At 65.7% G+C, this 25,012-nt stretch carries 19 protein-coding genes; 10 read left to right on the top strand and 9 right to left on the bottom strand.

Features of this window, described 5'->3' with window-relative positions; genetic code table 11:
• Positions 1 to 63 precede the first annotated feature (63 nt).
• Both AC3A6M_RS06635 and AC3A6M_RS06630 read right to left on the bottom strand, forming a co-directional pair.
• Positions 64 to 1,362 (bottom strand): HlyC/CorC family transporter, encoded by a 1,299-nt coding sequence (locus AC3A6M_RS06635; protein ID WP_487851940.1) that lies wholly within the window; start codon positions 1,360 to 1,362, stop codon positions 64 to 66.
• A 72-nt stretch (positions 1,363 to 1,434) separates the two neighbouring features.
• On the bottom strand, positions 1,435 to 1,992 hold the full coding sequence (locus AC3A6M_RS06630) for an ATP-dependent Clp protease proteolytic subunit (RefSeq protein ID WP_487851939.1): 558 nt from the start codon (positions 1,990 to 1,992) through the stop codon (positions 1,435 to 1,437).
• Between the two features lie 214 nt (positions 1,993 to 2,206).
• On the opposite strand from AC3A6M_RS06630, the gene xdhA reads away from it, so the two are divergent.
• The 9 genes from xdhA (at position 2,207) to AC3A6M_RS06585 (ending at position 16,595) form a co-directional block, all read left to right on the top strand.
• Complete coding sequence (gene xdhA, locus AC3A6M_RS06625) at positions 2,207 to 3,676, top strand: xanthine dehydrogenase small subunit (protein ID WP_487851938.1); 1,470 nt, start codon at positions 2,207 to 2,209, stop codon at positions 3,674 to 3,676.
• An 11-nt stretch (positions 3,677 to 3,687) separates the two neighbouring features.
• The gene (gene xdhB, locus AC3A6M_RS06620; RefSeq protein ID WP_487851937.1) at positions 3,688 to 6,027 is read left to right on the top strand and encodes a xanthine dehydrogenase molybdopterin binding subunit; all 2,340 of its coding nucleotides are present in this window, start codon (positions 3,688 to 3,690) and stop codon (positions 6,025 to 6,027) included.
• A gap of 1 nt (position 6,028) precedes the next feature.
• Positions 6,029 to 7,036, top strand: a complete 1,008-nt coding sequence (gene xdhC, locus AC3A6M_RS06615; protein WP_487851936.1) for a xanthine dehydrogenase accessory protein XdhC — start codon at positions 6,029 to 6,031, stop codon at positions 7,034 to 7,036.
• Positions 7,037 to 7,041: 5 nt separating this feature from the next.
• Positions 7,042 to 8,337 (top strand): guanine deaminase, encoded by a 1,296-nt coding sequence (gene guaD / locus AC3A6M_RS06610; protein ID WP_487851935.1) that lies wholly within the window; start codon positions 7,042 to 7,044, stop codon positions 8,335 to 8,337.
• Positions 8,338 to 8,398: 61 nt separating this feature from the next.
• Positions 8,399 to 9,886 carry an adenosine deaminase family protein gene (locus tag AC3A6M_RS06605; protein ID WP_487851934.1) on the top strand — a complete coding sequence of 496 codons (1,488 nt, stop codon included), beginning with the start codon at positions 8,399 to 8,401 and terminating at the stop codon, positions 9,884 to 9,886.
• A 464-nt stretch (positions 9,887 to 10,350) separates the two neighbouring features.
• A complete protein-coding gene (locus tag AC3A6M_RS06600) occupies positions 10,351 to 12,759 on the top strand; it encodes a TonB-dependent receptor (protein WP_487851933.1) in 2,409 nt (802 codons plus the stop codon).
• A 110-nt stretch (positions 12,760 to 12,869) separates the two neighbouring features.
• Complete coding sequence (locus AC3A6M_RS06595) at positions 12,870 to 14,561, top strand: bifunctional metallophosphatase/5'-nucleotidase (protein WP_487851932.1); 1,692 nt, start codon at positions 12,870 to 12,872, stop codon at positions 14,559 to 14,561.
• 34 nt (positions 14,562 to 14,595) lie between these two features.
• Positions 14,596 to 15,657 (top strand): S1/P1 nuclease, encoded by a 1,062-nt coding sequence (locus AC3A6M_RS06590; protein ID WP_487851931.1) that lies wholly within the window; start codon positions 14,596 to 14,598, stop codon positions 15,655 to 15,657.
• A 95-nt stretch (positions 15,658 to 15,752) separates the two neighbouring features.
• On the top strand, positions 15,753 to 16,595 hold the full coding sequence (locus tag AC3A6M_RS06585; protein ID WP_487851930.1) for a MipA/OmpV family protein: 843 nt from the start codon (positions 15,753 to 15,755) through the stop codon (positions 16,593 to 16,595).
• Between the two features lie 89 nt (positions 16,596 to 16,684).
• Here the strand turns inward: AC3A6M_RS06585 and AC3A6M_RS06580 are convergent, their stop codons facing one another.
• The 6 genes from AC3A6M_RS06580 to AC3A6M_RS06555 form a co-directional block, all read right to left on the bottom strand.
• Complete coding sequence (locus tag AC3A6M_RS06580) at positions 16,685 to 17,650, bottom strand: ABC transporter permease (RefSeq protein ID WP_487851929.1); 966 nt, start codon at positions 17,648 to 17,650, stop codon at positions 16,685 to 16,687.
• A gap of 2 nt (positions 17,651 to 17,652) precedes the next feature.
• Positions 17,653 to 18,753 (bottom strand): ABC transporter permease, encoded by a 1,101-nt coding sequence (locus tag AC3A6M_RS06575; protein ID WP_487851928.1) that lies wholly within the window; start codon positions 18,751 to 18,753, stop codon positions 17,653 to 17,655.
• A gap of 15 nt (positions 18,754 to 18,768) precedes the next feature.
• Positions 18,769 to 20,298 (bottom strand): ABC transporter ATP-binding protein, encoded by a 1,530-nt coding sequence (locus AC3A6M_RS06570; RefSeq protein WP_487851927.1) that lies wholly within the window; start codon positions 20,296 to 20,298, stop codon positions 18,769 to 18,771.
• Positions 20,299 to 20,403: 105 nt separating this feature from the next.
• Positions 20,404 to 21,399, bottom strand: coding sequence for a BMP family lipoprotein (locus AC3A6M_RS06565; RefSeq protein WP_487851926.1), 996 nt, complete (start codon positions 21,397 to 21,399; stop codon positions 20,404 to 20,406).
• A gap of 419 nt (positions 21,400 to 21,818) precedes the next feature.
• Positions 21,819 to 22,934 (bottom strand): alpha/beta hydrolase, encoded by a 1,116-nt coding sequence (locus AC3A6M_RS06560; protein WP_487851925.1) that lies wholly within the window; start codon positions 22,932 to 22,934, stop codon positions 21,819 to 21,821.
• A gap of 147 nt (positions 22,935 to 23,081) precedes the next feature.
• On the bottom strand, positions 23,082 to 23,384 hold the full coding sequence (locus AC3A6M_RS06555; RefSeq protein WP_487851924.1) for a PAAR domain-containing protein: 303 nt from the start codon (positions 23,382 to 23,384) through the stop codon (positions 23,082 to 23,084).
• Positions 23,385 to 23,479: 95 nt separating this feature from the next.
• On the opposite strand from AC3A6M_RS06555, the gene AC3A6M_RS06550 reads away from it, so the two are divergent.
• Entirely contained in the window at positions 23,480 to 23,782 is a 303-nt protein-coding gene (locus AC3A6M_RS06550; RefSeq protein ID WP_487851923.1) for a YciI-like protein, read from the top strand.
• A 5-nt stretch (positions 23,783 to 23,787) separates the two neighbouring features.
• On the opposite strand, the gene AC3A6M_RS06545 is transcribed toward AC3A6M_RS06550, so the two are convergent.
• Entirely contained in the window at positions 23,788 to 24,957 is a 1,170-nt protein-coding gene (locus AC3A6M_RS06545) for an NHL repeat-containing protein (RefSeq protein WP_487851922.1), read from the bottom strand.
• Between the last annotated feature and the right edge of the window lie 55 nt (positions 24,958 to 25,012).

The following is a 25,012-nucleotide window of genomic DNA, read 5'->3' as shown; positions in this document are numbered from 1 at the left end:
TTTGCAGGCGTCTCGTTAACTCACGCAAAACTTGGGTCCCCGCCTGCGCGGGGACGACGTGGTTTAGGCCGCCAGCCACCGTTTGATAGCCACCGGCCGCAACAGTTTCACGATCTTGATTGATTGATTCTGCACCTGCACCACCTCGATCACGCATTGCCCGACCTTGAGTGCGATGGGGAACTCCGGGATTTCCTGGAGTTGTTCGAGAAGCAAGCCATTGACCGTCTTGGGGCCGTCCAGCGGCAGCTCCAGGCCCAGTTTCTTGTTGATGTCGCGCAGCGGCGTGCTGCCCTCGAGCAGGCATTCGCCCTTGGCGCTCCAGGCCATGGCGTCGGCGCGCGCGGTGCCCGGGGTCGAGGTGGTGAAGTCGCCGATCATTTCCTCGATGATGTCCTCGAGCGTCACCAGGCCCTGCACCTCGCCGTATTCGTCGACGATGATGCCCAGCCTCTCCTTGTTTTCCTGAAAATACTGGAGCTGGGTGAACACGTCCGTGTCCTGGGGAATGAAATACGGTTCGCTCAACAGTTCGCGGAAGTGGTCGGCGGTCAGCTCGTCCGCCTGGTTCAGCAGGCCGACCGCCTTGCGCACGTGCAGGATGCCGACGATCCGATTGATCTCGCCGTCGTGGACGGGCAGCTTGTTGTGGTAGCAGGTGGTCAGCTCGGCCTTGATGTCCTCGACCGGCAGGGCCAGGTTCAGGGCTTCGATCTGGCTGCGCGGGGTCATGATGTCCTCGACCGAGATCTTTTCCAGGTCGAACAGGTTGAGCAGGATGCTCTTGTGCTTCTGCGGCATGAAGTTGCCGCCTTCCAGCACGACGGTGCGCAATTCCTCGGGCGACAGGCGCTGCTGGTGAGCATCGGCGTTCGCGCGGATGCCCATGGGGCGCAGGATGGCGGAGACGAACAGGTTGACGAACCAGATGGCCGGCTTGGCCACCTTCATCAGCGGCCGCAGCACCAGGCTGGTGCCCAGCGAGATGCGTTCCGGATAGGTGGCGCCGATCACCTTCGGCGCGATCTCGGCGAACACGATCAGCAGGAAGGCCACGCTGGCGGTGGCGATCGTGATCACGCTTTCCTCATGGCCGAAGAACAGGATCGCGATCGCCGTCACCAGGGCGGTGGCCATCGCATTGATCAGGGTATTCGCGATCAGCACCAGCGACAGCAGCTTGTCGGTACGGTCGAGCAGCCACAGGGTGGTGACGGCGCCGCGGTGGCCGCGCTTGGCCATGTGGCGCAAGCGGTACTTGTTGGCCGCCATCAGGGCCGTTTCCGCCATCGCGAAGAAGGCCGAGCAGAGAATCAGGAGAACGAGGGCAAGGACGAGCGCCCAAAGGGGTACGGTTTCCAAGGCAGACCGTGAAGAATCGGGGAAGGAGTCGATTCTAAAGGCAAGGGGAGGGGCCTTGCAAGTTTGCTACGCTCAGTTCCACCAGTGCGACGTGGTCCCGGCTTCGGGCAGGCGGGCCTGGCGGGCGTCGTGGACGATGCCGGCTTGGACGGCCTGGTCGGCCGTGTAGATGCGCGAGCTGCCGGTGAGGTAGCCGCGGATGTCGTGGGGCGCATGGGCGCCGCGCGTGGCTTCCTCGAAGATCGTGGCATAGCGCTCGGCGTCGAAGTCGAGGCAGTCGCGCCATTCCGAGATGCGGGCATGGTCGGCCGCCACCAGGTTGCCGAAGCCCCAGTGCAGCGGGTGGATCAGGAAGCGGGTGCCGGGGCAGGCATAGCGCTTCTGGCCGGCCAGGAAGATCGCGACCCCGACCGATTCGACGCTGCCGACGTTCCAGGTGGTGAGGGGCAGGGGCAGGGACTTGAGGAAGAAATACAGCGCGAAGCCGGCCGTCATGTTGCCGCCCTCGGTCGACATATGCAGTTCGATCTCGCTGGCGCCGCTCTGCAGGGCCTGCAGGCACAGGTTGCGGATGGTGCAGGCCGAGTTGGCGTTGATCGGACCGATGAAATGTACGACGTGCAAAGACATGCTTTCCCTCCCTGGTCGGGTCAAGCATAGCAAGTTTTGCGTTTTCGCCTTGTTCAGCTGCCGTGCTGGCAAATGCAGCATCTGTTTGTAGAATGAAAGCGCGTTACGGTGCATGGTTGTATTCGAAATTGATTATATCCAAAATCATCAATCGAATATATCTGGCGCCTCCTCCGGTGTTAATCTCACAAGCTGGGTTAAATCCGAGGCAACAATGTCCACACCGATCCGATTCTTCTACCGCGGGGCCGTTCACGAAGCGAGCGGCGTCGCGCCCACGCAGACCGTCCTGCAGCACTTGCGGGAAGACCTGCATTGCACCGGCACCAAGGAAGGCTGTGCCGAGGGCGACTGCGGCGCCTGCACCGTCGTGATCGGTTCGCTGGAAAACGGCCGGCTCGAGATGAAGGCGGTGAATTCCTGCATCCAGTTCACCCCGACCCTGGACGGCAAGGCCCTGTTCACCGTCGAAGACCTGCAGCAGGCCGGCGGCGCGCTCCATCCGGTGCAGCAGGCGCTGGTCGAATGCCACGGTTCGCAATGCGGCTTTTGCACGCCGGGCTTCGCGATGTCGCTGTGGGGGATGTACCTGAAACGGGACGGGCTGCCGTCCGGGCATGGCTGCCCGGACCGCCGCGAGATCGACGACACCCTGTCCGGCAACCTGTGCCGCTGCACCGGCTACCGTCCGATCATCGATGCCGCGCGCCGCATGACGGAACTGCCGCGCGTCGGCTTCGACCGCGAGGCCCTGGCCGCCACCTTGCGCGGGCTGCAGCGCGAAGCCGGCGCGGTGTACAGTTTCAATGGCCAGACCTTCCACGCGCCGCGCAGCGTCGAGGAGCTGGTGGCGGCGCGCGCCGCCCATCCGCAGGCCGTGCTGCTGGCCGGGTCGACCGACGTCGGCCTCTGGGTCACCAAGCAGATGCGCGAGCTCGCCGACATCATCTACCTCGGCCATGTCGGTGAACTGAAAGCCGTGCGCGAGGCCGGCGGCATGCTCGAGATCGGCGCCGGCGTGTCCCTCAACGATGCCTATGCCGCCATCTGCGCGCGCTATCCGGAGTTGACCGAGCTGTGGCAGCGCTTCGCCTCGCTGCCGATCCGGAATGCCGGCACCCTGGGCGGCAACGTCGCCAACGGCTCGCCGATCGGCGACTCGATGCCCTGGCTGATCGCGCTCGGCAGCCGCCTGGTGCTGCGCGGCCCGGCGGGCGAGCGCGAACTGGCGCTGGAAGACTTCTACCTCGGCTACCAGCAGAAGGACCTGCAGCCCGGCGAATTCGTGCAGGCGCTGCGGATCCCGCTGCCGCGCGCCGGGGTCGCGTTCCGTACCTATAAGCTGGCCAAGCGCTTCGACCAGGACATCTCGGCCGTGTGCGCCGCGTTTGCCCTCGAACTGGACGCAGGCGTCGTCCAGCAGGCGCGCATCGCCTTCGGCGGCATGGCCGCGACCCCGAAACGGGCCGCACAGGCCGAAGCGGCCCTGACCGGCCGCGCCTGGGACGAGGCCGCGCTGCAGGAGGCGATGGCGGCGCTGGCGCAGGACTACGCGCCGCTCACCGACATGCGCGCCTCGAACGCCTACCGCATGCAGGGCGCGCAGAACCTGCTGCGCCGCTTCTGGCTGGAGACCCGGCGCGAGAACCCGCTGCCGGCGGACGCAGTGAACGTATTTGCCTGAGGAGAGCGACCATGAACGACATGAGCGCACCGGAACCGAAGACGGCGGCGTGGACTGCGGTCGGCGTCTCGAAGGCCCACGAATCGGCGCGGCTGCACGTGCTCGGCCAGGCCGACTACACCGACGATATCGCCGAGGTCCGCGGCACCCTGCACGCGGCGCTGGGCCTGTCCAGTAAACCGCACGCAAGGATCCAGTCTATCGACCTCTCGCTGGTCCGCGCCAGCCGCGGCGTGGTCGCGGTCTACACGGCACGCGACATCCCCGGCACCAACGACTGCGGCCCCATCATCCACGACGATCCGATCCTGGCCGACGGCCTGGTGCAGTACGTGGGGCAGCCGCTGTTCGTCGTGGTGGCGGACACCCACGACAATGCGCGCCGCGCCGCGAAGAAGGGCGTCGTCGCCTACGAAGAGCTGCCGGCCATCCTGACGCCGCAGGCAGCGCGCAAGGCGCAAAGCTATGTGCTGCCGCCGATGCGCCTCGCGCGCGGCGACGCCCAGGCCGCCTTCGAACGCGCGCCGCACACGGTGAAAGGCGAACTGCACGTCGGCGGCCAGGAACAGTTCTACCTCGAAGGCCAGATCGCCTACGCCATCCCGCAGGAAAACGACGGCATGCTGGTGCTGTGCTCGACCCAGCACCCGAGCGAGATGCAGCACGTGGTCGCGCACGCGCTGGGCCTGCATTCGCACCACGTGGTGGTGGAGTGCCGGCGCATGGGCGGCGGCTTCGGCGGCAAGGAATCGCAGTCGGCGCTGTGGGCCGCGGCGGCGGCGGTGTCGGCCAAGCTGTGCGGCCGCCCGGTCAAGCTGCGCGCCGACCGCGACGACGACATGCTGGTGACCGGCAAGCGCCACTGCTTCCACTACGAATACGAAGTCGGCTACGACGACGACGGACGCATCGTCGCGGCCAGGGTCGACATGGTGTCGCGTGCCGGCTTCTCGGCGGACCTGTCCGGCCCGGTGGCCACGCGCGCCGTCTGCCACTTCGACAATACCTATTACCTGTCCGACGTCGACATCCGCGCCGCCTGCGGCAAGACCAACACGCAGTCGAATACCGCCTTCCGCGGCTTCGGCGGCCCGCAGGGCGCGATCGCGATGGAATACGTGCTCGACGAGATCGCGAGGAATCTCGGCCGCGACGCGCTCGACATCCGCAAGCTGAATTTCTACGGCAAGGAAGAGCGCAACGTCACGCCCTACGGCCAGGTGGTGGTCGACAACGTGATCCACGAGCTGGTCGACGAGCTCGAGGCGAGTTCCGAATACCGCGCCCGCCGCGCAAGCATCGATGCGTTCAACGCAGCCAGCCCGGTGCTGAAGAAGGGCCTGGCGCTCACGCCCGTGAAATTCGGCATCGCCTTCAACGTCACCCACCTGAACCAGGCCGGTGCGCTGGTGCACGTCTACGTGGACGGTTCCATCCTGGTCAACCATGGCGGCACCGAGATGGGGCAGGGCGTCAACACCAAGGTGATGCAGGTGGTGGCGCACGAGCTGGGCGTGGACCTGGCGCGCGTGCGCATCACCGCCACGAATACCAGCAAGGTCGCGAACACCTCGGCCACCGCCGCCTCCACCGGCGCGGACCTGAACGGCAAGGCGGCCCAGGACGCCGCGCGCCAGATCCGCGAGCGCCTGGCGGCCTTCGCGGCGAAGCAGTATGGCGGCGTGCCGGAGCAGGTGCGCTTCGCGGCCGACACCGTGTTCGTCAACGGCGCCGAGATCCCGTTCGGCGAGCTGGTGGCGAAAGCCTACCTGGCGCGCACCCAGCTGTGGTCGGACGGCTACTACGCCACCCCCGGCCTGCACTGGGACCCGAAGACCATGACCGGCCACCCGTTCTCCTACTTCGCGTACGGCGCCGCCGTGTCGGAAGTGATCGTCGACACCCTGACCGGCGAATGGAAACTGCTGCGCGCCGATGCCCTGTACGACGCGGGCAAGTCGCTGAACCCGGCCATCGACATCGGCCAGGTCGAAGGCGCCTTCATCCAGGGCATGGGCTGGCTCACCACCGAGGAGCTGTGGTGGAACGAGGGCGGCAAGCTCATGACGCATGCGCCGTCGACGTATAAAATCCCGGCGGTGTCCGACTGCCCGGAAGACTTCCGCGTGCGCCTGTTCGAGAACCGCAACGTCGAGGATTCGATCCACCGCTCGAAGGCCGTGGGCGAGCCGCCGCTGCTGCTGCCGTTCTCCGTGTTCTTCGCGATCCGCGACGCCATCTCCAGCATCAAGGGCCATCAGGTCCATCCGCCGCTGCACGCGCCGGCGACCTGCGAAGCGATCCTGAATGCCGTCGCCGCGGTGCAGGCGGCAACGCCGGCGAGCGCCTGAGATGGAAGACTGGCTGTCCGCAGCGGCGCACGGCGCCGGGCTTGGGGCCGCGCCTGCCGTACTGGTGACGGTCGCCGCGGTCGAAGGCTCGGTGCCGCGCGAACCCGGCGCGAAGATGCTGGTGGATGCGACGCGCCAGTGGGGCACGGTCGGCGGCGGCCACCTGGAGCTGCGCGGCGTCGAAACGGCGCGCGCCATGCTGGCGGCCGGCGAGACCCGGCGCCTGGAACGCTTCCCGCTCGGCCCCAGCCTCGGCCAGTGCTGCGGCGGGGTGGTGCAGCTGGCCTTCGAACTGGCCGACCGGGCACACCTGGCGGAACTGGCGGCGCGCGCCGGCGAGGACTGCTGGCGCCTGGTGGCCATCGATGGCGCGCCCGACCTGGCGCTGTTCGACGCGTGCGCGCAACGGATCCAGGGCGGCGAGGCCCCGGACTTTACACGCGCGCAAGGGACCCATATCATGCGCGGTCCCGACGGACGGCGCTGGCTGGTGGACAAGGTCGAGGCGCCGCGCGACCACCTGATGCTGTTCGGCGCCGGCCACGTCGGCGCGGCCATCGTGCGCGCCCTGGCGGACCTGCACTGCCGCGTGACCTGGGTCGACGAGCGCGAAGACCTGTTCCCCGACCACTTGCCGGCCAACGTCGTGGCCGAAGCGACCGATATCCCGGAAGCGCTGGCGCAACGGGCCGCGCCGAGCACCAGCTTCCTCGTCATGACGCACAGCCATGCGCTCGACCAGCGCCTGGCCGAAACGATCCTGAAGCGCCCAAGCCTCGATCAAGACTGGTTCGGGCTGATCGGATCGCATACCAAACGCAAGCAGTTCGAGCACCGCCTGCGCGAGCGCGGCGTGGAGCAAACGCGCCTGGATGCCATGGTCTGCCCGATCGGGGTGCCCGGCATCGAAGGCAAGGCGCCCGCCGTGATCGCCGTCGCCGTGGCCGCGCAACTGCTGATGGTGTGGGAAGCCCGCACCGTGACCATAGCCTCAACAGAAAGAATCTAATGTCGATGGACACCCAAAACCTGCAGGCCTACCGAGCAAGCCTGCTGCATTTTCACGCCGATCCCGGAGTCAAGCAGGACGCCCATGTCTGGCATGCGGACGGCCTGCTGATCGTCGAAGCGGGCAAGGTCAAGGCGGCCGGCGATTACGCGCAGCTCGCGCCGACGCTGCCGGAGGGCGTGGTGCCGGTCGATTACCGCGGCAAGATCATCACGCCGGGCTTCATCGACACCCACCTGCATTTCCCGCAGACCGACATGATCGCCTCGCCGGCCCCGGGCCTGCTGCCGTGGCTGGAGACTTACACCTTCCCGACCGAGCGCCAGTTCGGCGATCCCGCGCACGCGCGCGCCACCGCCGACTTCTTCCTCGACGAGCTGCTGAGGAACGGCACCACCACGGCCCTGGTCTACTGCAGCGTGCACAAGGAATCGGTCGACGCCTTCTTCGAGGCGAGTGCCGCGCGCGACCTGCGCATGGGCGCCGGCAAGGTGCTGATGGACCGCCACTGCCCGGACTTCCTGCAGGACACCGCCGATTTGCGCGAGAGCGAAGAACTGATCCGGCGCTGGCACAACAAGGGCAGGAGCATGTACGCGATCACGCCGCGCTTCGCCCCGACCTCCACCGAGGCCCAGCTGGCCGCCACCGGCGAGCTGGCGCGCGCCTGGCCGGACACCTTCATCCAGACCCACGTCTCGGAAAACCGCGACGAATGCAAATGGGTCGGCGAACTGTTCCCGCAGCGCCGCAGCTACCTGGACGTCTACGACCACTATGGCCTGATGCGAGCGCGCGCCATGTACGGCCACTGCATCTGGCTGGACGATGCCGACTTCGCGCGGATGGCGGAATCCGGCTCGGCGATCTCGCATTGCCCGACCTCGAACCTGTTCCTGGGCAGCGGCCTGTTCGACATCGCCCGCGCCGACCATGCCGGGGCCCTGGTCTCGCTGGGCACGGACGTGGGGGCGGGCACGTCGTTCTCGATGTTGCAAACCATGAATGAAGCGTATAAAGTTGCGCGACTGAAAGGCAGCTACCTCCCGGCCCTGCGCATGTTCTACCTCGCCACGCTGGGCGCCGCGCGCAGCATGCAGCTCGAGGGCACGATCGGGAATTTCGTTCGGGGCGCCGAGGCCGATTTCATCGTGCTCGACCCCAAGGCCACGCCGCTGCTGGAGCGCCGCACCGCGCACAGCAACACGCTCGAGGAGACCCTGTTTGCGCTGGCCCTGCTGGGCGACGACCGCGCCATCCGCGCCACCTACGCGGCTGGGCGACTCATGCCAGTGGCATGAGTCGCGGTGCACGAGCGGACGCTGCCCTGAGGTTTCGCCCCAAGACCGACCGAAAGCACACATGCAGAAGACTCTCCTCGCCGTGGCCCTGAGCCTGGCACTGGCCGCCAATGCCGGCGCGCGTCCCACCGCCGCCAAGGCCAACGAAGCCGCCACCGCGCGCCACTACGCCGCGCTGATCGCCGGCAGCGAGCCGAAGACGGCCGAGCTGACCATGTTCTTCACCCAGATGCCGAAGGGCGGCGACCTGCACCACCACTATTCCGGTGCGCTGTATGCCGAGACCTATGTCGACTTCCTCGACAAGCAGGGCTACTGCGTCAACAAGCAGACCTACCGCATCGAGACCGACAAGGCGATCGTCGACGCCGAGCGCGCCAAGCCGGCATCGGCGCGCAACTGCCTGGCCAGCGCCGACGTCTATGCCGACGACTTCACCTACCGCGAGCTGCTGCAGCGCTGGTCGAGCAAGGATTTCCATAACCACGGCGCCGTGCAGGCGCCGCCGGATCGCCAGTTCTTCCAGACCTTCGGCTACTTCGGCCCGGTCTCGAACGCCAACTTCCACGAAGGCCTGGTCGAGATCAAGGAGCGCGCCATCGGCGAGAACGTCAGCTACATCGAGACCATGTTCAAGATGTCGCCGTTCGTCGTGAACAAGGACTTCGACGCCCAGGCCTGGCAGAACGCGCACGACGATGCGGCCCTGAATGCCCAGATGCGCGCCTGGATGAGCCAGCTCGATGCGGATCCGAAGTTCAACCAGTCGATCGCCGACTTCGTCGCCAAGATCGACGAGGCCGCCGCCGGCATCGACGACGAGCGCTTCACCATGCGCTACCAGACCTATGTGCTGCGCCTGCTGAACCCGTCCCAGGTGTTCTCCTCGATGCTGGCCGGTTTCAAGGCCGCCACCAGGGACAGCAAGATCGTCGGCGTCAACATCGTCGGGCAGGAGAGCCAGATGGTGTCGATGCGCGACTACACCCTGCACATGAAGATGTTCCGCTTCCTGAAGTCGGTCTACCCGGACGTCAAGGTGGCGATGCACGCCGGTGAGCTGGCGCTGGGCGACGTCCCGCCGGAAGACCTGCAGTTCCACATCGACCAGGCCGTGAACCTGGCCGGCGCCGACCGCATCGGCCACGGCATCGACCTGGCCCACGAGACGAATATCGTGTCGATCATGCAGCGCATGCGCGCCAGGGACATCCCGGTCGAGATCAACCTGACCTCGAACGCCTTCATCAACGGCGTGCAGGGACAGGATCATCCGGTGACCCTGTACCGTAAATATGGCGTGCCCTATGTGATCTCGACGGACGACGCCGGCGTGACCCGCCACAACCTGGCCAACGAGTACGTGCTGTTTGCCAGCCGCTACAAGCCCGGCTACGCGGAAGTCAAGAAAGCGTCCTACAACAGCATCCGCTACGCTTTCCTCCCGGCCGCCGACAAGGCGCGCCTGACCCGCCAGCTCGACGAACGCTTCGCGAAATTCGAAGCCGACATCGCCGCCCTGGACCGCCAGGCACATTCCGCAAAGTAATATTTTGCCCGCTCGACAGCGTTGTCGGGCGGGCAAGACTTGCCTAAAACGACAATCTGTCTCGCAGACGCGACAAAAATCTTTGCCAATCGGACAGATTTTTAGATTTTCACGCTTTGTGATTTCCGCTAGGCATGCCTCCCTTATAATCCGGCCGACACTGTTTATGCACGTTTGCAGGGATTACGTGGTCGCTTTGTGATTTTTTTAATAGATTTATACGAATAACGTATAAGTTTCCAAGAGAAATCATATTTGCCCCACAAGGTGGGCTCATGCATGATCGGTGACACGGCTAGATAAATTTGCAAGATGTTCTGCAAATATCTCCATGTCATCAGTCTGACATATCCGCTTCCTATACTGCCGTGCTCCAAACTCGGAGGGGGTGCCCCTCCCCATAGATTTTCGCAGGGTCAACGCTGCTGTTGTCATTTTTACAATAAAACTCTAGGGAGTTCTTAATGCAATCCGCTTTTCATCAACAACCCAAGTTGCGCCTCAGCCTGATCGCTGTGGCATGCCAGCTGGCATGCTTCGCGGCCGCGGCCAACGCCCAAACTTCGACCACGCAGAAGATCGATACTGACGCGGGCCAGACGCGCGAAGTCGTCATCACCGGCAAGAAGATTGGTATGGGTTTGATGGTCACCGAAGACGCGCCGAAGGCACGTTCGACCATCACGGCAGAGGAACTGGAAAAGCAGCGCCCGACCGGCAACGCCTATGAAGCACTCGAGATGCTGCCGTCGGTGAACAGCTACAACATGGATGCAACCGGCCTGTTCGGCGGCGGCCTGACCCTGCGCGGCTTCAACAGCGACCAGATCGGCGCCACCATCAACGGCGTGCCGGTCAACGATTCGGGTTCGTTCTCGGTGTACCCGCAAGAATACGTCGACCAGGAAAACACCTGCTCGGAATTCGTGACCCAGGGTTCGACCGACGTGGACTCGCCGCAAGTCGGCGCCACCGGCGGTAACTTCGGCATCGTCACCTGCAACCCGGAAAACAACCAGCGCGTCCGCGTGATGCAGACCCTGGGCCAGCTGAACCTGTTCAAGACCTTCGTCCGCTACGACACCGGCCTGTTCTCGGACAAGCGCTCGAAGGCATTCATCTCCTACTCGCGCGCCAAGGCCGACAAGTGGAAGGGTGAAGGCGGCGCCGATCGCGAGCACGTCGACGGCGGCTTCAACTACGACTGGGATCGCTTCAACTACATCCACGCGACCATCCTGTGGAATAACGCGAACAACAACAACATCAACAACATCACGCTGAAAGAGCTGCAGAACAACGGCTACTACTATGACACCAGCGCCGTGTTCCCTGGCCACCTGACCCCGGTTAAAGGTACCCCCCAGGACGAATCGAAGATCGCTCCTTCTCCGACGTACTATGGTCTGTCGCGCAACCCGTTCAAGAACGCCATCGCTTCGGCAACCGCCAAGTTCCGCCTGGGCGCGGACACCGACCTGAAGATCGTTCCTTACTACTGGTACGGCTTCGGCAACGGCGGCATCCAGCAGCGTTCGCAGAAGGAAAACGCCTTCCTGGGCACCACCATCGGCAGCAACGGCCGCTACAACCTGAACGGCACGGTCGACCTGAACGGCGACGGCGACACCCAAGATAACGTCATCGTGGCGAACGCCAGCGTGACCCGCACCAACCGTCCTGGCGTCACCACCTCGCTGACCCACACCGTCGGCGACCACACCATCCTGGGCGGCTTCTGGTACGAGAACGCCAAGCACCGCCAGACCGGCACCATGGTCCCGGTGGACAACTTCGGCAACTTCGACCCGTGGCTGCAGGACAACGCCGTGCGTCGTGCTGACGGCACCCTGTTCCAGAGCCGCGACTGGGTCACCAAGTCGATCGGCTGGCAGGTCTTCCTGCAGGATACCGTCGTGATGATGGACGACAAGGTCACCATCAACTTCGGCGTGCGTACCCCGCACCTGAAGCGTGACGTCACCAACAACCTGAGCGAAGGCAACACCTACGGTACCTACCGTATCGCCAAGACTTACAGCTCGGTGCTGCCGCAGCTGGGCGCGCGCTACCGCCTCACCAACGACGACCAGCTGTTCGCGTCGATCGCCAAGAACATGAAGGCGCCGCCGAACTTCGTATTCGGTAACGCCGGCACCAACGTGCAGTTCGTCAATGGCGTGGCGACCCTGGCCGGCGACGTGAAGTCCGAGACCTCGTGGAACACCGACCTCGGTTACCGCCACCAGGACAACAAGTACATTGCAACCCTGACCGTGTTCGACGTGAACTTCAAGAACCGCCAGGCAACTGCGTTCGACGATCTCGCCCAGGCAAGCATCTACACCAACGTCGGCGCCGTGCGCAACCGCGGCTTCGAGATCGAAGCGAACAACATGCCGATCTACGGCTGGTCCTTCTACGGTTCGCTCGGCTACCAGAAGAGCGAGATCAAGAACGACCTGCGCATCAACTCGACCGCAGTCCTGCCGACCGCCGGCAAGGAAATGCCGAACACCCCGCGCTGGAAGGCAGGCCTGTCGGCCCAGTACGAGCAGGGCGCGTTCTACGTTCGCCTGAAGGCTCGCGCCACCAGCGAACAGCAGGGCACCCTGGTCAACGACGAAACCGCTCCGGGCTACACCACCTTTGCGCTGGACGGTGGCTACAAGTTCGCGAACTACGGCCTGCTGAAGAATCCGAAGCTGCAGTGGAACGTCAGCAACCTGACCAACAAGCAGTACCGCAACCCGGCGTCGACCACCATTACCAACATGGTTGCTTATCCGGGCATCCCGGCAAGCAGCTCGCCGCTGCGCTACTACCTGGGCGCTCCGCGCTTCGCATCGGTCACCTTCTCGGTCGACATCTGATGTGAGGCTGACGCCGGCCGCGGCAGTTGAGTGGCCGGCGCCAATCGCCGATAATGAAACAGGCCTTCGGGCCTGTTTTTTTTGATCCCTGCATTCGTATTGACATCCACATGGCCCTTCGTCTCCGCACCGCTGCCCTGACCGTCGCGTTCGCCTTCGCGGCCGCCGGCTGCGCCACTTCCCCGCATCCGGCCTCCGGCAGCATCGAACTCAACCTGGTCGCGATCAACGATTTCCACGGCAACCTGGAACCCAGCAAGTACACCTGGGCGCCGGCGGGCAGTGCTCAGCGCGAGACCATCCAGGCCGGCGGCATCGACGTGTTGAAAGGCGCCTTGAACGCCTTCCGCAAGGAGGACAAGGACCTGCTGTTCGTCGCCGCCGGCGACCTGGTCGGCGCCAGCCCGGCGATGTCCTCGATGTTCGCGGACGAGCCCAGCATCGAAGCGATGAACCGCATGGGCCTGGTCGCCAGCTCGCTCGGCAACCACGAATTCGACCAGGGCAGCAAGGAACTGCTGCGCCAGCAGCATGGCGGCTGCGATTCGCCGCGGCCGGACAAGGCCTGCCAGATTTCGAAGGATTTCCGCGGCGCCGGCTTCACCTACCTCGCCACCAACGTGGTCGACGCGCAGACCGGCAGGAACCTGGTGCCGGGCTGGCGCATCGTCGACGTCAAGGGCGTGAAGGTCGGCCTGGTCGGCGCGGTGCTGAAGGACACGCCCTCGGTGGCGGTGGCCTCGGCCATCAAGGGCCTGTCCTTCCTCGACGAGGCCGAGTCGATCAACAATGTGCTGCCCGAGATGCGGGCCCAGGGCGCCAAGGTGTTCGTGGTCCTGATCCATGAAGGCGGCCACACCGGCGAACCCTACGACAAGACGTATTGCGACGGCCTGCAGGGCCCGATCGTCGGCATCGTCAAGAAGCTCGATCCGGCCATCCGCCTGGTCATCACCGGCCACTCGCACAAGGGTTACCTGTGCAAGGTCGACGGCCGCGTGGTCACCCAGGCCGACGCCATGGGACACCTGCTGTCGCGCATCAGGATGACGGTCGATCCGGCCAGCGGCCGCGTCGACGACATCCAGGTCCGCAACGTGGTGATGGCGCCGGGCGCTTTCACCCCCGATGCGCAGCTGGCGGCCTACCTGCGCGAGGTGCGCGCACGCAGCACCGCGGAACTGGCCAAGCCGGTCGCGCGCATCGCCGCGCCGACCGTCGCGCGCAGGGAAAACGAGGCCGGCGAATCGCCGCTGGGCGACGTGATCGCCGACGCGGTGGTCGCCGCCATGCGCGAACACGGCGTGCAGCTCGGCTTCATGAACCCGGGCGGCATCCGCAAGGACCTGGAAGCGGGCGAGGGTGGGGTGGTCGGCTTCGGCCAGGCCCAGGCCGTCCTCCCGTTCGGCAATACGCTGGTGGTGCTGGACATCAGCGGCGCGCAGTTGCGCACCCTGCTCGAACAGCAGTGGGACCGTCCGGGCAACGACCGCTACATGCTGCAGGTGTCGAGCGGCCTGTCCTACGCCTGGGACAGCACGCGCCCGGTCGGCCAGCGCCTGGTGCCGGGCAGCCTGAAGGTGAACGGCCAGCCGGTCGACGACGGCAAGACATACCGCATCGTGGCCAACAACTTCCTGGCCGACGGCGGCGACAACTTCCCGGTGCTGGCAAAAGGCGTCAACCGCCACGACACCGGCATGCGCGACCTCGACGCGCTGATCGGCTACCTGAAACAACATCCTGAAACCGGCGCGTCCTCGCTGGCCGCGCCGCAGGCCCGTATCCACAAGGTGCGCTGACGCTTACCCGCCGATGCGCCAACAAGGAACCATCATGAAGAAACTCGCATGTGTACTCGCGCTGGCAGGCGCCTTCGCTTCGACCGATGCCCTCGCCTGGGGCAATGACGGCCACCGCGCCGTCGGCGCCATCGCGGACAAGCTGATCAAGGGCAGCAAGGCCGAACAGCAGGTCAAGGCCATCCTGCTGCCGGGCGAAACCCTGGAATCGGTCGCCAACTGGCCGGACTGCGTGAAGGGCACTTATTGCGGCCCGCAGAGCCCGGACATGGTCGAGTACGTGAACGCCAACCCGAAGCACAGCGAGTACCACTACACCGACGTGCCGTTCCAGCTGGAGCACTACCATGACGGCGCGGCCGGCACCGCCGACGACGACATCGTGCAGACCCTGAAGCAGGCGATCGCCGTCCTGCAGGGCAAGGACACCCCGGCCACCAACCCGCACAGGTTCACCCCGCGCCAGGCCCTGATCCTGATCACCCACATGACCGGCGACATCCACCAGCCGCTGCACGTGGGAGCGGCCTTCGTGAACAAGGACGGCAAGTTCGTGGTGCCGAAGACCAGGGCCGAAATCGACGAGACCGCGGTCTTCGATTCGCGCGGCGGCAACAACTTCCTGATGGACGACGCCAAGCTCACCAGCCTGGTCGCCGGACTGTCCGACGTGATCCCGCCGGAAGAGGCGAAGCCGATCAAGGAAGGCGTGCCGAAGGCCCTGACCAAGCCCTTCCACTCCTACTGGGACAGCACCACGGTCAATTACGCCTTCCGCCGCATCCAGGCCAGGACCCCCGAGAAGTTCGCGCAGGCCGCGATCGACGGCAAGCCGCAAGTCGCGCGCGCCAGCGGCGACCCGGTCACCTGGCCCTACCAGTGGGCGGACGACGCGCTGGCCGTGTCGAAGCAGGCCTTCGACGGCGTCACCGTCGGCAAGATCACCCCGCAGACCAGCAAGAAGGGCGAGACCTATTACACCTGGAGCCTGGAAGTGCCGCAGAACTATCCGGTGCCGAGCTCCGCGATCGCCAAGACCCAGCTGATCAAGGGTGGCTACCACCTGGCGCAGCTGCTGCAGGCGATCTGGCAATAAATCCTCTGCCTGGGCGCGTATCCGCATGGTGGGTGCCGCACGCCCACCCTGCGAGGCTCGCGCCATCGGCAAATGGGCGCCGCTAGAATGGCACCATGCGCACACTATCCTTCCTGACCGGCGCGGGCATCTCTCTGCTGCCCGCGCTCGCCGCCGCCCAGGCCCAGCCCGTCGAACGCAACCTCCCGCTGTGGGAAGCCGGCCTCGGCGCCGCCGCCTTCAGCACGCCGGCCTATCCGGGCGCCGACGACCGCTCGAACCGCGGCCTGGCGCTGCCCTTCCTGATCTACCGCGGCAAGGTGTTGCGCGCCGACCAGAACGGCATCGGCGCGCGCCTGCTGAACACCGACAAGGTCGAATTCGACATCGGCTTCGCCGCCTCGCTGCCGGCCCACTCGGACGACGTCGAGGCGCGGCGCGGCATGCCGGACCTCGGCACCCTGGTCGAATTCGGCCCGCGCGTGAAGGTGAAGTTTGCCGACCTGGGCGAGCGGGGAAGATTGCGTTTCGAACTGCCGCTGCGCGCCGTGATCGAGGCCAGGAGCGGGCTGCGGCGCCAGGGCTGGACCATGGAGCCGCGCCTGGTGTGGGAAAAGCGGGGAGAGGCGGCGCGCTGGACCATGGAAGCCCAGCTCGGCGCCGTGTTCGGCGATCGCCGCATCAACCGCTATTTTTATGAAGTGCAGCCGCAGTATGCGACGCCTGAGCGGCCGGCCTATCACGCGGATAGCGGCCTGCTGCTGGTGCGCACCGGCCTGTTCGGGACCTACCGGTTGAATCCCGACCTGCGCCTGTTCGGCTTCGTGCGCTATGAATCGACTGCGGGAGCGGCGAACCGGGACAGTCCGCTGATGAAAAAAAATACCGGCGCATCGGCCGGTATTGGTTTTGCGTGGACCTTTGCGCGCTCGCAGGCGCGCGCCTACGCGGCGGAATGAATGCAAGGCGTGGGCTCGGGGAGCCTACCCTACCGCGATTCGTAGGGTGGGCACCACGTGCCCACGCGTGACGTCCGCGTACCGTTGGCTCAGCGCGACTTGACGAACGGCTTGCCAATGGCCTTCGGCGCCACCGACTTGGCCATCAGGCCGGCCAGCACCACCACGGTCACGACATACGGGATCATCTGGATCAGCGAGCCCGGGATGCGGCCGACCACCGGCAGGTCGACGCCTTCGAGCTGGATCTGGATCGCGCCGAACAGGCCGAACATCAGGCAGCCCAGCACGGTGTAGATGGGACGCCAGTTGCCGAACACCAGGGCGGTCAGGGCCAGGTAGCCGGCGCCGGCCGACATGTCGCGCAGGAAGAAGCCGCTCTGGACGATGGCGAGGTAGGCGCCCGAGAACGAGCACAGCACGCCGGCCACCAGCATCGCCAGGTAGCGGGTGCGCTCGACCGAGACGCCGGCCGCATCGGCCGCGTGCGGGTTCTCGCCGCAGGCGCGCAGGCGCAGGCCGAAGCGGCTGTGGTAGACCACCCAGTGCACCACCGGCACCAGCAGGAACGCCAGGTAGACCAGCACCGACTGGCCGCCGATCACGTGGCCGTACAGCCAGCCGATGAACGGGATGTTGTCGAGGGCCGCGGTGCCGGGCAGGATGACGTCGGTCAGGCGCGCGCTGCCCAGGTCCGGCGTGCGGCCGCCCTGCTGGAAGAAGAACTGGGCCAGCACGAAGGTCAGGCCGCTCATCGCGATGTTGATGGCGATGCCGCACACCAGCTGGTTGCCCTTCTGGGTGATGGCGACGAAGGCCTGGATCATGGCCAGCGCCGCCGATACGGCCACGCCGGCGGCGATGCCGTACCACGGGTTCTGGGTCGTGTACGCCACCGCGGCGGAGACGAAGGCCGAGGCAAGGATCTTGCCTTCCAGGCCGATGTCGACCACGCCGCTGCGTTCGGCGAACAGGCCGGCCATCGCGGCGAACATCAGCACCGGCGCATTGCGGATCGTCGAGACGACGATGCTGGCGAGATGAAGGTCTTCCATGATTATTTACCTTTACCGAGATTGATCAGTTTCAGGACGGCCGGCGCATAGAAGTTTTCCATCGCGCCGCAGAACAGGATGATCAGGCCCTGGATGAAGATGAAGGTCTCTTGCGGGATGTTCGGCTTTTCCAGCGACAGGTCGAAGCCGCCCTGGATCAGCGCGCCGAACAGCACCGACGACAGGAAGATGCCGACCGGGTGCTGGCGGCCCATCAGCGCGATCGCGATGCCGACGAAGCCGGCGCCGGCCGGGAAATTCAGAGACAGGTAGTGCGTCGAACCCAGCACCGAGTTGACCGCGGCCAGGCCGGCCAGCGCGCCCGACACCAGCATGGTGACGATGATGGTGCGGCTGATCTTCACGCCGGCGTAGTGGGCCGCGTGCTGGTTCAGGCCCGTGGCGCGCAGCTTGTAGCCCCACGAGGAACGCCACACCGCCACGCCGTAGATCACCAGCGCCACGATCGCCACCAGGAAGCTGATGTTGAGCGGGGTATCGCCGAGCGGCGAGGTGCCGTCCGCGCCGGCAAACCAACTTGACAGCAGCGGCAGGGCGGCGGCGTCGGAGAACACGCGCGAGGCCGGGTTCTGCTGGCCTTCCGGGATCATGTACTTCACGATCAGGAAGTTCATCAGGCTGGCGGCAATGAAGTTGAACATGATGGTCGTGACCACCACGTGGCTGCCGCGCCTGGCCTGCAGGTAGCCCGGCAGGAAGGCCCACAGGCCGCCGAACAGGGCCGCGCCCAGCATGCCGACCGGGATCAGCAGCCAGCTTGGTGCGTGCGCGTCGAAGGCCAGCATAGCTAACGTTAAGCCCAGCCCGCCGATATACATCTGGCCTTCGGCGCCGATGTTGAACAGGCCCGCCTGCATGGCGATCGAGACCGCCAGGCCGGTGAAGATGAAGGTCGAGGCGTAGAACAGCGTGTAGGCCAGTCCTTCCGGATTGACGATCGCGCTGTTGATCAGGATCCCCATGGATTCCAGCGGGCTCTCGCCCAGCAGGTGGATCACCAGCGCCGCAACCAGCAGCGCCGACAGCAGGTTCAGGATGGGCAGGACGAAACCCGTGGCCCAGCGTGGAAGTTCAGTTTTCATGTCAGCTTGGTTCAATCACGACTTGTGCATGCCGCCCATCAGCAGGCCGATGCGCGTGGTGTCGAATTCGTCGATCGGCAGGATGCCGGTGATGCGCCCGCCCGACATCACGAGGATGCGGTCCGCCAGCGCGCGCACCTCTTCCAGTTCGACGGAGGAGAGCAGGATCGCCACGCCCTCGTCGCGAAGGCGCAGCAGCTGGGTGTGGATGCTCTCGATGGTGCCGATGTCGACGCCGCGGGTCGGCTGGCCGACCAGCATCAGTTTCGGTCCGGCGGCAACCTCGCGCGCGATCACGACCTTCTGCTGGTTGCCGCCCGAGAGCAGGCCGATGCGCAGGTCCGGATTGTTCGGACGCACGTCGAAGGCCTGCATCAGGCCGGCGCAGCGCTGGGCGATCTTCTTGAAGTCGAACAGGCCCCAGCGGTTCCTGACCTTGTCCTGGTAGCCGAACACGGTGTTCTGCATGACCGAGAAATCCTTGATCACGCCGTCGCGCAGGCGGTCTTCCGGCACATGGCCGATGCCCAGCTCGCGGAAGGTGGCGGGCAGGCCGTCGGCGTTCGAGCGGCCGTCGTAGGGCAGGTCCTGGCCGAGGAATTCGACCTTGCCGGACGTCGGCAGGCGCATGCCGGACAGGATCTCGAGCAGCTCGCTCTGGCCGTTGCCGGACACGCCGGCGATCGCCACGACCTCGCCCGCGCGCAGGGTGAAGTCGATGTCCGACAGCAGGGCCACGCCGTTGGCGTCCTTCAGCTGCAGGTTCGAGACCTTCAGCACGTCGGCGCCCGGATTGAAGGGCGCGCGCGGCAGCTCGCTCTGGATCGGGCGGCCGACCATCATGTTGGCCAGCTGCTCCTTCGAGGTGTCGAGCGTCTTGACGGCGCCGACCACGCGGCCGGCGCGCATGACCGTCACCTCGTCGGTGATGTCCATGATCTCCTGCAGCTTGTGGGTGATCAGGATGATGGTCTTGCCCTGTTCCTTGAACAGCCGCAGGATTTCGAACAGCGATGCCGTCTCCTGGGCGGTCAGGACGGCGGTCGGCTCGTCCAGGATCAGGATGTTGGCGCTGCGGTAGATCTGCTTGAGGATCTCGACGCGCTGCTGGGCGCCCACGGACAGGTCGTGGACGGTGGCGAGCGGGTCGACGTCGAGGCGGTAGCGTTCGCAGATCTCGCGCAGTTTCGCTTCGACCGCGCCGCGCTTGGCGGCCAGCTTGAAGCCGCCTTCGTTGCCGAGCATGACGTTGTCGAGCACGGTCATGTTCTCGACCAGCATGAAGTGCTGGTGGACCATGCCGATGCCCAGCGCGATGGCTTCATGGCTGGTGCGGATGTCGCGCGCCTGGCCATCGATCAGGACTTGTCCGCTGTCGGCGTTGTAATAGCCGTACAGGATGCTCATCAAAGTCGACTTGCCGGCGCCATTTTCACCGATCACGCCGTGGATCGAGCCTTTGGCGATCGAGAAGCTGACGTCGGCATTCGCCTGCACCGCCCCGAAGGCTTTGCTAATGTTGCGAAATTCTACGGCTGGCTGCATAGCGATCTGTAGTCAGAATTAGTAAAGACGGGATGCATTATTCAAAAACGCGCCGCGCCGGTTTTCAATCCGGCGCGGCGCGCTTTGGGTAAATCAGGAATACGGTTACTGGGGGCAGGAACCGGCGGCGCGGTAATCGACCACCTTGATCTTGCCGCTGATGATGTCGGCCTTGGCCTGGTTCACGCGCTTTTCCATTGCTGCGGGGACGATGGCGCGGTTGTTCTTGTCCAGTGCCCAGTCGACGCCGCCTTCCTTCAGGCCCTTGTAGGTCACGCCGGAAGCGAACTGGCCGGCCTTGGCCTGCATCAGCGCGTCATACGTGGCGTTGCCGACGTTCTTGACCATCGAGGTCAGCACGGATCCCGGCTGGATATCGTTCTGGTTGGAGTCGACGCCGATCGCCAGCTTGCCCTTGGTCTTGGCCATCTGGATCACGCCCAGGCCCGAACCGCCGGCCACGGCGAACACCACGTCGGCGCCGCGGTCGAACTGGGCACGCGCCAGCTCGCCGCCCTTGGCCGGGTCGTTCCAGGCGGCGGCGGTGGTGCCGACCATGTTCTGCTGCACGTCGATCTTCGGATTGACGGCCTTCGCGCCCTGCGCATAGCCGCACTCGAAGGCGCGGATCAGCGGGATGTCCATGCCGCCGACGAAGCCGATCTTGCCCGACTTGGCGGCCATCGCGGCAGCGACGCCGACCAGGTAGGAGCCTTCCTGCTCCTTGAACAGGATCGAGTTGACGTTCTTGCCGGTGGCGGTGCCGTCGATCAGGACGAAGTGCACGGCCGGGAATTCGGCGGCCACCTTCTGCACGGCCTGGGTCTGCGAGAAGCCGACCGAAATGATCAGGTCGAGCTTCTTGCGCGCGAGGCCGCGCAGCACCTGCTCGGCCTGGGTATCGCTGCTGGCCTGGGCTTCGAAGACGTTAATGCCGTTCTGTTTCTTGAAGCGCTCAATGCCCTCGGCAGCCGACTGGTTGAACGACTTGTCGAACTTGCCGCCGGCGTCGTAGACGATGCCCAGCTTCGGCGCGCCCGCTGCAGCGCTGCCGGCGACGCACAGCGCCGCGATCGTCATACTGAGTTGCTTGAATTTCATGTAATGGCTCCTGGAATCCTGATATTGTACCCGGCGCAACGGTTGCGATGGGAGGCGGCAAGGCAAGGACCAGCCCATCCGTGGCACGATGCCAGCGGATTGTGTCAAAAATCTTTTCCTGATGTGGTGTCGATTTGTATCGCGGTCGAGGCTGGCGGAATGCCGTCGCGTCATCGCAACAGGCACTGGCCGGACCAGGGTCGACCACGGCGCTGCGTATCTGGAAATACAGGTGACTTTTGCAGCTCGGCCTTGCAACTATGCATCAGCCCGTTTATTCGTGGCAAATACGATTTTACTTCGCAATTTATTTAGTTGAAATATAAATAGTGCTATTTTTCAGCTGTTTCTAACAGAAAACCACACGTATTGTCGTGTGCGTCATGACGCGGAAACGCCGATGCAGCCTGCCGGCGTACTTACTTGCCGGCCAGGGGAAGGCCATCCGGCGACAGCGGCGACGCCAGCGCAGCCAGTGCCGGGGCGGCGTCGATGACGGGCAGGGCGATCGGGGTGGCCGTATCGAGGGCGCTGGCGATGGCCGGTGCGGGAATCGCGCCGGCGGGCGAGGGAAGGAGAGCGGCCGGCGCACCGTCGATGGCGACGGAGGCGATGGCCGGCGCGGGAATCGGCGCAGCGGAAGCGGCGCTTGCCGGAACGGCCCCGGCTGCGGGACTGCCCGCCGCCGCGGCTTCGGCCAGCGGCTTGGCGAACTGGGAGCCCAGGAACGCCGCGATGCGGCTCTGGGTGCCCTCCAGGTAGGGGATGTTCATGTGGTCCGAATCGGGCACGATGTCGTCCCCGCACAGCTGGGCCAGCTTGGCCACCAGCTGGTCGGTATGCGAATGCGGCACCACGTCGTCGCTGGCGGCGCGCAGCACATAGGTCGGCGCCTTCAGGGCCGGGGCATACTTGATGGACTCGAAGCGGTGGCGCAGCATGTACTCGATCGGCATCACGCGGAACTTGCGCTTGGCGATCGCCAGGATCGAATCGTAGGGCGTGATCAGGACCACCGAATGCACCGGGCGCTCCTTCGCCACCTGCACGGCGACGCCGGAACCGAGGCTGCGGCCGACCACGGCGATACGGTGCGGGTCCACGTGGGCGCGCGCGGCCATCCAGTCGAACAGCATGCACCCGTCCTCGACCATGTGGATCTCGGCCGGATCGCCATGGGATTCGCCATAGCCGCGGTAATTCACGGCCAGCACGGCCATGTCGGGGAACAGCTTGCCGGCATCGCGCACCACCCACGACACTTCCTCGGAGCGGCCGCCGAAATACACGACGGCGGGATGGCGGCCGGGAATCTTCGGCGTCATCAGCCAGCCGCAGAGGCGGGTGCCGTCGGCGGCGCGCAGCACCACGGGACGGGTGCGGTGGCCGCTGCTGCGCGGGTTCTGGACTTCGCGCTCGACGGTGGGATTGAACACCAGGCGGCGCTGGTTGGCGGCGACCGCGGCCGTGAGGCCCAGCCACAGCATGCTGGCAAAGCCAGCCATCCCTGCCGCTACTTTTTTGCGAGTGTCCATGCGCTTAGTCTACCTCTGCCATCCACGAAATTCTGTGCGCTGAGGTACAAAAGCGCGAGGACATGAATCAGCTTGTGAATGCGTTGCCATATACCAACAATAACATGCCTGGCGGGACGCTGCAGGCGGCCGCACGCCAAGGCGGGCCTATGGCGCAACCGACTCGTCGACCGTCTGGTAGCGGACGCCCTGGCTGGGGACCAGCTTCGGCGGCGTGGCGCAGTTGCAGATGCACAGGTCGTGTTCCAGCGCGACCAGCCGGCCGTCGTGGCGCTCCGGCGTGCGCGGGCCAGTGCAGCGGATCGTGCCCGTGCCGCCGCAGGCATGGCAACTGACCTGGTCGCCTTCGAGCGCAATGCGGGCGCCGTCGACCGAGACGGTGCTCGAGGCCGAGGTGACGACGCCGTCGGCCGTCGTGCGGGCGCCCAGGGTGATGTGATGGCGTTTCATGGCGGCCATGGTGCCATCGCCGTGCTTGCCCACATTTGGGATGGGTTAAGATGCCGAAGAGCGTCCAACGTTGTCGATTTCATAGGAGACCTTTTGTGCACTACCTGCTGATGTATGAACTGGCGCCCGACTACCTGGCGCGCCGCGGCGAGTTCCGCAGCGAACACCTGAAGATGGCCTGGGAAGCCGAGCAGCGCGGTGAGCTCGTGCTCGCCGGCGCCCTGGCCGATCCGACCGACACCGCCGTCCTGCTGTTCGCCGGCGATTCCCCGGACGCCGCCGAGCGCTTCGCCGAGGCCGATCCTTACGTCACCCGGGGCCTGGTGAAGAGCTGGCGCGTGCGCCCGTGGACCACGGTGGTGGGCAAGGATGCGGGCACGCCGGTGCGTCCGGAATAACTCTCCTATTTTGCCGGCAGCAGCTTCACGACCAGGTTATGGGTCGTGAGCGCGAACGAACCGTCCGGCGCGCGCGCCACGCCGGCCGGATGGTCCAGTCCGCCGGGCAGTGCGCCGAACTGAACTTCCTGGCGCCCGGCGACGCCCGCCACCGTACTGGTCACGTTGTCGAGGTTGATCCGGCGGACGGTGCCGTTGCCGGTATCCGCGATATACAGGTCGTTGCCCTCGATGGCGATGCCGCTGGGCGCGCACAGCCGCGACACGGTCGTGCTGCCGTCCACCGCCCCGCACTGGCCGGCCTGGCCCGCCAGGGTCGTCACCTCGCCCTTGGGGTTGATCATGCGGACGGTCGAGTTGCCGGTGTCGACCACGTACACATTCCCCCATTCGTCGACATCCACGTCCTGCGGATTGCAGAAGCGCGCCACGTCGCCGCGCCCGTTCGCGCTGCCGCACACGCCGGGCGAGCCGGCGACGGTGCTGACGTTGCCGTTGGGATCGATGCGGCGCACCGTGTGGTTGCCGGTGTCCGCGACCCACAGGTTGCCCCAGCGATCCAGCGCGATGCCTTTCGGGTTGCAGAACTGGGCAGTCGTGGTGCGCCCGTCCACGCTGCCGCAGGTGCCGTTGCCGGCGAGGGTGGCGACCGCGCCGCCCGGCGTGACCTTGCGCACCACCGAGTTGCCGGTGTCGGTCAGGTAGAGGTTGCCCTGGGAATCGGCTTCGAGCCGCGACGGCTGGTTGAAGCGCGCCGCGCCGCCGGTGCCGTCCGCATAGCCGACCGCGCCGGCCGTGCCGGCCAGGGTCGTGACGGCGCCTTGCGGCGAGACCTTGCGGATGGTCGCGCTGGCCGGTTCCGCCACGTAGAGGTTGCCTTCGGCGTCGGCGGCGATGCCTTCCGGGCCGTTGAAGCGGGCCGCCGAACCGGTGCCGTCGCGCGACCCCGTGCAGACGCCGCAGATGTCCCCGGCAATGGGGAACAGTCCGGTGGCGCCCTGGGGACGGTCGGGCCAGCTGGGCCAGTCGGGGTGGTTCGGCCAGGGGCGGTCGTCGGAATGCCAGACGAAGCCGATACCGATGTCGACGCCGCCGCCGCAGCTGGCAAGGCCGAGCGCGGCAAGCAGCGCGGCCAGCAGCCTGGCGCCGCGGAATGGATGGGTGGACGAATGCATGATTGGCCTCCCGTTGATGATTCACCGAGCATAGCCGGAGAAGCCGGATTTGGCA

The sequence above is a fragment of the Telluria sp. Soil_C_11 genome (genome assembly GCF_057657395.1).
Note: the sequence above shows the minus strand (reverse complement) of the source record. Positions and strands in the feature narration are given on the sequence as shown.

Excerpts from the sequence above, each read along its gene's own strand:
- AC3A6M_RS06630 (WP_487851939.1), bottom strand. The coding sequence starts at position 1,992 with ATGTCTTTGCACGTCGTACATTTCATCGGTCCGATCAACGCCAACTCG.
- xdhA (WP_487851938.1), top strand. The coding sequence starts at position 2,207 with ATGTCCACACCGATCCGATTCTTCTACCGCGGGGCCGTTCACGAAGCG.
- xdhB (WP_487851937.1), top strand. The coding sequence starts at position 3,688 with ATGAACGACATGAGCGCACCGGAACCGAAGACGGCGGCGTGGACTGCG.
- xdhC (WP_487851936.1), top strand. The coding sequence starts at position 6,029 with ATGGAAGACTGGCTGTCCGCAGCGGCGCACGGCGCCGGGCTTGGGGCC.
- guaD (WP_487851935.1), top strand. The coding sequence starts at position 7,042 with ATGGACACCCAAAACCTGCAGGCCTACCGAGCAAGCCTGCTGCATTTT.
- AC3A6M_RS06605 (WP_487851934.1), top strand. The coding sequence starts at position 8,399 with ATGCAGAAGACTCTCCTCGCCGTGGCCCTGAGCCTGGCACTGGCCGCC.
- AC3A6M_RS06600 (WP_487851933.1), top strand. The coding sequence starts at position 10,351 with ATGCAATCCGCTTTTCATCAACAACCCAAGTTGCGCCTCAGCCTGATC.
- AC3A6M_RS06595 (WP_487851932.1), top strand. The coding sequence starts at position 12,870 with ATGGCCCTTCGTCTCCGCACCGCTGCCCTGACCGTCGCGTTCGCCTTC.
- AC3A6M_RS06590 (WP_487851931.1), top strand. The coding sequence starts at position 14,596 with ATGAAGAAACTCGCATGTGTACTCGCGCTGGCAGGCGCCTTCGCTTCG.
- AC3A6M_RS06585 (WP_487851930.1), top strand. The coding sequence starts at position 15,753 with ATGCGCACACTATCCTTCCTGACCGGCGCGGGCATCTCTCTGCTGCCC.
- AC3A6M_RS06580 (WP_487851929.1), bottom strand. The coding sequence starts at position 17,650 with ATGGAAGACCTTCATCTCGCCAGCATCGTCGTCTCGACGATCCGCAAT.
- AC3A6M_RS06575 (WP_487851928.1), bottom strand. The coding sequence starts at position 18,753 with ATGAAAACTGAACTTCCACGCTGGGCCACGGGTTTCGTCCTGCCCATC.
- AC3A6M_RS06570 (WP_487851927.1), bottom strand. The coding sequence starts at position 20,298 with ATGCAGCCAGCCGTAGAATTTCGCAACATTAGCAAAGCCTTCGGGGCG.
- AC3A6M_RS06565 (WP_487851926.1), bottom strand. The coding sequence starts at position 21,399 with ATGAAATTCAAGCAACTCAGTATGACGATCGCGGCGCTGTGCGTCGCC.
- AC3A6M_RS06560 (WP_487851925.1), bottom strand. The coding sequence starts at position 22,934 with ATGGACACTCGCAAAAAAGTAGCGGCAGGGATGGCTGGCTTTGCCAGC.
- AC3A6M_RS06555 (WP_487851924.1), bottom strand. The coding sequence starts at position 23,384 with ATGAAACGCCATCACATCACCCTGGGCGCCCGCACGACGGCCGACGGC.
- AC3A6M_RS06545 (WP_487851922.1), bottom strand. The coding sequence starts at position 24,957 with ATGCATTCGTCCACCCATCCATTCCGCGGCGCCAGGCTGCTGGCCGCG.